A 3060-nucleotide genomic window follows, 5' to 3' on the forward strand; every position below is an offset into this window, starting at 1 on the left:
TGTACAGCAAGGAAGACAAAAATACAAGAAATTGAATTAGGAAAAGAGCTAATGAATAATATAGGAAGTGAGATTTCAGGTGTAGTCTTAAATGGAGTAGATTTGAAAGATAATCTTTACTACAATTATTTTTATGAATCCTATAATTATTATAAATAAGATATAATTAATTTATATATTAATGTAAAATGGAGGACAAAAAATGAATTCTAACAAGAAATACAATATTATGATTTTAAATCATCATGCCAGTAGCCCCGATGTTGGTGGAGGAGGGCGGCATTATGAAATAGGAAAGCTTCTTTCAGAGAATGGACATAAAGTAACAATTATTGCATCCTCCTATGCACAAGGGAAAAAAGTATATCGCTTTCCACAGGAAATTGTTATGAAAAAATTAAATGATGATTTTAGTTTTGTTTGGCTAAAAACAAAACCAGCCTATAAAAATACTTTTACCCGTTTTATAAATTATATAGATTATATGAGAAAGGCAAGTAAGTTTCATACATTTGAAGAACCACCTAATGTTATTATTGCTTCATCAGTTCATCCATTAGCGTGGGTTGCAGGATATGAATTAAGCCAAAAATACAATGCTAAATTTATAGTAGAAGTAAGAGATCTATGGCCATTAAGTATGTATGAAGATTTTGATGGTTTCATAAGAGATGTTGTATTTAAGTTTTTTGAACGTTTAGAAGAAAAGTATTATAATTTAGCTAGTAGTATTATTACAACTGCTCCTTTTGCTTATGAATACATGGAAGAAATGTATGGAATAGATAAAGAAAAAGTTGTACACATACCTCATGGTATAGATATAGATAAATTTGATGAAAACATTCAACAAAGTGACGATATCCTAGACCAAGAACTTAACAACGTATTAAACAACTATTTCTGTATAACCTATACAGGTTCACTATCAAAAAGTGAAGGTTTAGATACTTTTGTAAAAGCAGCTAGATATTTAAAAGAATATGAAGATATAAGAATTGTTATAGTAGGTAATGGAAAAGAAAAAGAGAATCTAATAGAAATAATAAATAAAGAAAGTTTAACGAATGTTATTATGTTTGATAGAATAGAAAGAGATTCAGTACCTTTGGTTTTAAAAAAATCTGATATTTTACTTTGTGGGCTAATGGAAAGGAAAGCTTTTGACTATGGAATTAGCAAAAACAAGTTTTATGATTATATGGCAGCAGAAAAGCCTATAATATTTGCATCTAATGTTAGAGGAAGTTTAATTGATGAAGCAAAAGCTGGAATTACTATTAGACCAAATGATCCTAGAAAACTGTCAGAGTCAATTTTATATTTGTATAATAATATGGGTACTTTAGGTAAGGAATATGGGGAAAATGGAAGAAAGTATGTAGAAAAATATCATACAACGGAAAAAGTGGCCCAAGATTTTATGAAAGTTATTACTTCAAACTAAGATTTGGAAATTAGGATAGGGGATGGAATCATTATGAATCAACCAAAGATTTGTGTTATAGGATTAGGATATATTGGTTTGCCAACATCTGCTATGTTTGCAACCCATGGATGTGAAGTTATAGGTGTGGATATAAATGGGAAGGTGGTAGAGGCATTATCCAAAGGCAAAACTATAATAGAAGAACCATATTTAGATATAATGGTGCAAGCAGCAGTTAGGTCAGGGCATTTAAAAGCAAAAACAGAACCAGAAAAAGCAGATGCATTCATTATAACCGTTCCAACACCTATAACAGAAGACAAAAAAGCAGATATGAGTTATGTTATATCCGCAACGGAAATGATTGTACCATATCTTGAGAAAGGCGATATAGTCGTATTAGAGTCTACTTCTCCAACAGGGACTGTAGAAGAATTAGTAATACCTATATTAGAAAAATCAGGTCTGGAAATTGGAAAAGAACTGTATGTAGGACATTCTCCAGAGAGAGTTCTACCTGGAAAAATATTATGGGAACTAGTTAATAATAATAGGATAGTAGGTGGGGTAAATAAGATTTCTGCCGAAAGGATAAAAGATTTGTATAAAATCTTTGTAAATGCAGATATATTTCTTACGACAGCGACGACAGCGGAAATGTGCAAAACTATGGAAAATACTTTTAGGGATGTAAATATTGCTTTGGCAAATGAATTAGCCAAAATCTCTGAAGAAGCTGGAATAAACGCATGGGAAGTAATAGAACTATGTAATAAACATCCAAGGGTTAATATCCATCAACCAGGTCCAGGAGTAGGAGGACATTGTTTAGCAGTTGATCCTTGGTTTATCATAGAGAAAAATCCAGAGTTAGCTAATATAATAGAACTATCTCGTAAAACAAACGATAATATGCCAGGACATGTGTTAAATAGAATAGATGAAATCCTTAAAGATGTTGAAGGCACCAAAAAAGTGTCAATTTTAGGTATAACTTATAAACCTAATATAGATGATACTAGAGAAAGTCCTATATTAGAATTAATAGATTTACTAGATAAAAGAGAAGGTTTTGAGATAAATGTATATGATCCATATATTAAAAATCATAAGTATCAAAAAAGCAGTATAATAGAAGCATCAAAAGATAGTGATTTAATAGTATTAGGAGTCAACCATGATGTATTTAAAAATCTACCTTTAAATGATATGGCTGAGGTAATGAGAAATAAAAACTTCTTTGATACAAGAAACTTTATTAGTAGAGAAGATGTTGAAAAAAAAGGCTTTAACTATAATTTATTGGGAGAAAAATAAAATTAATAGTGGAGGGAAGGTGAAGGAAGATAGATAGATTGAAAGTAAATGCATATATTATGGCATTATATATATTCCAATTTGGTCTGTTACAGCCTATAGCTTCAGTGGTTAATTCTCAATGGCCTGTAGCAGTCTTTACAATAGGTTTATTATTTATCATGCTATTAAATAATAAATTTATAATTAAAGATTATGTGATGCTATTTTTAGCAATATTTAGCACCTATTTTATGATAAATGCCTTAGTATATAAAGAAAGTTCTTTCATCATACTTCCTGTATTCATTGAATTTCTATTTAAGAGTTTTTCA

General features: G+C 29.9%; 3 protein-coding genes. All 3 read left to right on the forward strand.

The annotated features are described in order from the left end of the window. The first annotated feature begins 202 nt into the window (after positions 1-202). Positions 203-1447 carry a glycosyltransferase family 4 protein gene (locus VK071_13320; protein HLR36293.1) on the forward strand — a complete coding sequence of 415 codons (1245 nt, stop codon included), beginning with the start codon at positions 203-205 and terminating at the stop codon, positions 1445-1447. A gap of 33 nt (positions 1448-1480) precedes the next feature. Next, entirely contained in the window at positions 1481-2746 is a 1266-nt protein-coding gene (locus VK071_13325) for a nucleotide sugar dehydrogenase (protein ID HLR36294.1), read from the forward strand. 38 nt (positions 2747-2784) lie between these two features. Then, a partial coding sequence (locus VK071_13330; GenBank protein ID HLR36295.1) for a hypothetical protein occupies positions 2785-3060 on the forward strand: 276 nt, incomplete at its 3' end.

This window comes from Tissierellales bacterium (assembly GCA_035301805.1).
Classification (GTDB): domain Bacteria; phylum Bacillota; class Clostridia; order Tissierellales; family DATGTQ01; genus DATGTQ01.

Bases quoted from the DNA above. Each gene is read 5' to 3' on its own strand.
- VK071_13325 (HLR36294.1), top strand. From the start codon at position 1,481: ATGAATCAACCAAAGATTTGTGTTATAGGATTAGGATATATTGGTTTG.
- VK071_13320 (HLR36293.1), top strand. From the start codon at position 203: ATGAATTCTAACAAGAAATACAATATTATGATTTTAAATCATCATGCC.